Genomic DNA, 5,385 nt, shown 5'->3' with positions numbered 1-5,385 from the left:
AAAAAAGTGGGCCCCGCCTGATCGGCGGGGCCCACTCTTGGTGTTGATGTTTGATGTCGGCGGCGACCTACTCTCCCACACCCTAACGAGTGCAGTACCATCGGCGCTGGAGGGCTTAGCTTCCGGGTTCGGGATGGGACCGGGCGTTCCCCCTCCGCCACAACCACCGACAACACTATTCACTTAGCACATCTTCAATCTAGTGGATGCGAGCTTACCGCACCCCGAACAACAAACAGTGTTTGTGTGTTCAGGGTCGCACAGTGGATGCAAACAACTTGTCATGGTCAAGCCCTCGGCCTATTAGTACCAGTCAACTCCACCCCTCACAGGGCTTCCATCTCTGGCCTATCAACCCCATGGTCTGTGGGGGGCCTTAACCACGCAAAGGTGGTGGGAGACCTCATCTTGGAACGAGCTTCCCGCTTAGATGCCTTCAGCGGTTATCCCTTCCGAACATAGCCAACCAGCCATGCCCCTGGCGGGACAACTGGCACACCAGAGGTTCGTCCGTCCCGGTCCTCTCGTACTAGGGACAGCCTTCCTCAAGTCTCCTGCGCGCGCGGCGGATAGGGACCGAACTGTCTCACGACGTTCTAAACCCAGCTCGCGTACCGCTTTAATGGGCGAACAGCCCAACCCTTGGGACCTACTCCAGCCCCAGGATGCGACGAGCCGACATCGAGGTGCCAAACCATGCCGTCGATATGGACTCTTGGGCAAGATCAGCCTGTTATCCCCGGGGTACCTTTTATCCGTTGAGCGACACCCCTTCCACCAGGAGGTGCCGGATCACTAGTCCCGACTTTCGTCCCTGCTCGACCTGTCAGTCTCACAGTCAAGCTCCCTTGTGCACTTACACTCAACACCTGATTGCCAACCAGGCTGAGGGAACCTTTGGGCGCCTCCGTTACATTTTGGGAGGCAACCGCCCCAGTTAAACTACCCACCAGGCACTGTCCCTGAACCAGATCATGGCCCGAGGTTGAGACACCCAATTCGACCAGAGTGGTATTTCAACAACGACTCCACAACCACTGGCGTGGCCGCTTCACAGTCTCCCACCTATCCTACACAAGCCGAACCGAGCACCAATACCAAGCTGTAGTAAAGGTCCCGGGGTCTTTCCGTCCTGCCGCGCGTAACGAGCATCTTTACTCGTAGTGCAATTTCGCCGAGTCTGTGGTCGAGACAGCGCCCAAGTCGTTACGCCATTCGTGCAGGTCGGAACTTACCCGACAAGGAATTTCGCTACCTTAGGATGGTTATAGTTACCACCGCCGTTTACTGGCGCTTAAATTCTCCGCTTCGCCCCCAAAGGGACTAACAGGTCCTCTTAACGTTCCAGCACCGGGCAGGCGTCAGTCCGTATACATCGTCTTGCGACTTCGCACGGACCTGTGTTTTTAGTAAACAGTCGCTTGGGCCTGGTCTCTGCGACCGCCCAGCCCTAGCCCGCGAAGAGCTTCAAGCCAGACGGCCCTCCTTCTCCCGAAGTTACGGAGGTATTTTGCCGAGTTCCTTAACCACAGTTCACTCGATCGCCTTGGTATTCTCTACCTGACCACCTGTGTCGGTTTAGGGTACGGGCCGCAACAGCACTCGCTAGAGGCTTTTCTCGGCAGCATGGGATCACTCTACTTCGCCTCAATCGGCTACGCATCACCTCTCACCCTTAAATGACATCCGGATTTACCTAGATGTCGGGCTACAGGCTTACACCAGGACAACCAACGCCTGGCGGAGCTACCCTCCTGCGTCACCCCATCGCTTGCCTACTACCGGATCGGTTCCCACGCTCCCCCAACAACCCAGCCCGAAGGCCAGAAAGCGGGTTCGGATGGTTAGCATCACCGGCCTCAGCACGGACGCACTATCACGGGCACGGGAATATCAACCCGTTGTCCATCGACTACGCCTGTCGGCCTCGCCTTAGGTCCCGGCTCACCCTGGGCGGATTAACCTGGCCCAGGAACCCTTGGTCATTCGGCGGCAGAGGTTCTCACTCTGCATTCGCTACTCATGCCTGCATTCTCACTCGCACACCCTCCACCCCTCGATCACTCGGAGGCTTCACCGGATGCACGACGCTCCCCTACCCAACACCACGACTACACCCACCAAACAAGTCGGCAGGCGGATCTCATGCAGTGTTGCCACGGCTTCGGCGGTGTGCTTGAGCCCCGCTACATTGTCGGCGCAGGACCACTTGACCAGTGAGCTATTACGCACTCTTTAAAGGGTGGCTGCTTCTAAGCCAACCTCCTGGTTGTCTGGGCGATCCCACATCCTTTCCCACTTAGCACACGCTTAGGGGCCTTAGCCGGTGATCTGGGCTGTTTCCCTCTCGACTACGAAGCTTATCCCCCGCAGTCTCACTGCCGCGCTAGAAATACCGGCATTCGGAGTTTGGTTGAGTTCAGTAAGCTTGTCGGCCCCCTAGCCCATCCAGTGCTCTACCTCCGGCATCCACCACACGACGCTGCACCTAAATGCATTTCGGGGAGAACCAGCTATCACGGAGTTTGATTGGCCTTTCACCCCTACCCACAGCTCATCCCCCAGGTTTTCAACCCTGGTGGGTTCGGGCCTCCACCACGTCTTACCGTAGCTTCACCCTGGCCATGGGTAGATCACTCCGCTTCGGGTCTATACCCCGCGACTATGGCGCCCTATTCAGACTCGCTTTCGCTACGGCTACCCCACACGGGTTAACCTCGCCACGAAGCATAACTCGCAGGCTCATTCTTCAAAAGGCACGCCATCACCAAACAAAGTCAGCTCTGACGGCTTGTAGGCACACGGTTTCAGGTACTATTTCACTCCCCTCCCGGGGTACTTTTCATCTTTCCCTCACGGTACTAGTCCGCTATCGGTCATCAGGGAGTATTTAGGCTTACCGGGTGGTCCCGGCAGATTCACAGCAAATTCCACGAGCTCGCTGCTACTCGGGAACAAAGTCCATCACGCATGCGGCATTTTCGCGTACGGGGCTCTCACCCACTACGGCGACCCTTTCCAGAAGTCTTCCACTAACACCACACAACACGATCAGCCAGACGGCAGCCCAGCTACGACAACGTCCCACAACACCCACACTGCAACGCCTGCCGGCTTGACACAGCATAGGTTTAGCCTCATCCGCTTTCGCTCGCCACTACTCACGGAATCACGGTTGTTTTCTCTTCCTGTGGGTACTGAGATGTTTCACTTCCCCACGTTCCCCCCGTACACCTATGAATTCAGTGCACGGTGATACCCCATGACGGGTACCGGGTTTCCCCATTCGGACACCCTCGGATCACAGCTCGGTTGACAGCTCCCCGAGGCCTATCGCGGCCTCCCACGTCCTTCATCGGCTCCTGATGCCTAGACATCCACCATGTGCCCTTAAACACTTAACCACAACAAGATGCTCGCATCCACTATGCAACACTCAACACACAACCACACCCCAACCCACAACGACCACCACCACACCGACAAGCAATGCGTTAGACGACCAGAGCCAGGAGCAGCCCAGAAAACACACCCAACCAACAGGTGTCCTCTCAGGACCCAACAGTGTGCCAAACCCCGAAGCCCGAAGACCCCGACAACCATGAACCGATCATTATGTTCCACCCAGCCGCACCCACAACCCGAAGACCATGGAGCGGAATTAGTGAAAGGAGAACCAGCCACCTTCAGAGTGACCAGCCAACCTCACCACACGGTGAGACTCCTTAGAAAGGAGGTGATCCAGCCGCACCTTCCGGTACGGCTACCTTGTTACGACTTCGTCCCAATCGCCAGTCCCACCTTCGACAACTCCCTCCCACAAGGGGTTAGGCCGTCGGCTTCGGGTGTTACCAACTTTCGTGACGTGACGGGCGGTGTGTACAAGGCCCGGGAACGTATTCACCGCAGCGTTGCTGATCTGCGATTACTAGCGACTCCAACTTCACGGGGTCGAGTTGCAGACCCCGATCCGAACTGAGACCAGCTTTAAGGGATTCGCTCCACCTCACGGTCTCGCAGCCCTCTGTACTGGCCATTGTAGCATGTGTGAAGCCCTGGACATAAGGGGCATGATGACTTGACGTCATCCCCACCTTCCTCCGAGTTGACCCCGGCAGTCTCCTATGAGTCCCCGCCATAACGCGCTGGCAACATAGAACGAGGGTTGCGCTCGTTGCGGGACTTAACCCAACATCTCACGACACGAGCTGACGACAGCCATGCACCACCTGCACACCAGCCACAAGGGAACCGATATCTCTACCGGCGTCTAGTGCATGTCAAACCCAGGTAAGGTTCTTCGCGTTGCATCGAATTAATCCACATGCTCCGCCGCTTGTGCGGGCCCCCGTCAATTCCTTTGAGTTTTAGCCTTGCGGCCGTACTCCCCAGGCGGGGCGCTTAATGCGTTAGCTGCGGCACAGAGACCGTGGAATGGCCCCCACACCTAGCGCCCACCGTTTACGGCGTGGACTACCAGGGTATCTAATCCTGTTCGCTCCCCACGCTTTCGCTCCTCAGCGTCAGTATCGGCCCAGAGACCCGCCTTCGCCACCGGTGTTCCTCCTGATATCTGCGCATTTCACCGCTACACCAGGAATTCCAGTCTCCCCTGCCGAACTCAAGTGATGCCCGTATCGACCGCAAGCTCCCAGTTAAGCTGAAAGTTTTCACGATCGACGCGACACACCGCCTACGAGCTCTTTACGCCCAATAATTCCGGACAACGCTCGCACCCTACGTATTACCGCGGCTGCTGGCACGTAGTTGGCCGGTGCTTCTTCTACCGGTACCGTCAGTCACCCTTCGTCCCGGTCGAAAGAGGTTTACAACCCGAAGGCCGTCATCCCCCACGCGGCGTCGCTGCGTCAGGCTTCCGCCCATTGCGCAATATTCCCCACTGCTGCCTCCCGTAGGAGTCTGGGCCGTGTCTCAGTCCCAGTGTGGCCGGTCGCCCTCTCAGGCCGGCTACCCGTCGTCGCCTTGGTAGGCCATCACCCCACCAACAAGCTGATAGGCCGCGGGCCCATCCCCAGCCGAAAAAACTTTCCACCACACACCATGCGACATGTGGTCATATCCGGTATTAGACCCAGTTTCCCAGGCTTATCCCAGAGCTGAGGGCAGGTCGCCCACGTGTTACTCACCCGTTCGCCGCTCGTGTACCCCCGAAAGGGCCTTACCGCTCGACTTGCATGTGTTAAGCACGCCGCCAGCGTTCGTCCTGAGCCAGGATCAAACTCTCCAACAAAATCCTGACAAACAAAGCCCAAGCTCCTGCGACGGGGTCACAGACAAGCAAGAGCAAAAACAAACTGGCATAAAACCAATTCATGATAAAGCTCGACACACTGTTGAGTTCTCAAAAGACACCCGCACACCATC

At 57.3% G+C, this 5,385-nt stretch carries 3 rRNA genes; all 3 read right to left on the bottom strand.

The annotated features are described in order from the left end of the window. Positions 1-54: 54 nt before the first annotated feature. The 3 genes from rrf to LL648_RS43505 all read right to left on the bottom strand — a co-directional run bounded on the left by rrf (position 55) and on the right by LL648_RS43505 (position 5,251). Positions 55-171, bottom strand: a 5S ribosomal RNA gene (gene rrf, locus LL648_RS43515). A 112-nt stretch (positions 172-283) separates the two neighbouring features. After that, a 23S ribosomal RNA gene (locus tag LL648_RS43510) occupies positions 284-3,404 on the bottom strand. 325 nt (positions 3,405-3,729) lie between these two features. Then, positions 3,730-5,251 (bottom strand): 16S ribosomal RNA (locus LL648_RS43505). Together the 16S, 23S and 5S rRNA genes form the textbook arrangement of a ribosomal RNA operon. Positions 5,252-5,385 lie beyond the last annotated feature (134 nt).

The sequence above is a fragment of the Pseudonocardia sp. TRM90224 genome, assembly GCF_021245725.1.
Classification (GTDB): domain Bacteria; phylum Actinomycetota; class Actinomycetes; order Mycobacteriales; family Pseudonocardiaceae; genus Pseudonocardia.
Note: the sequence above shows the minus strand (reverse complement) of the source record. Positions and strands in the feature narration are given on the sequence as shown.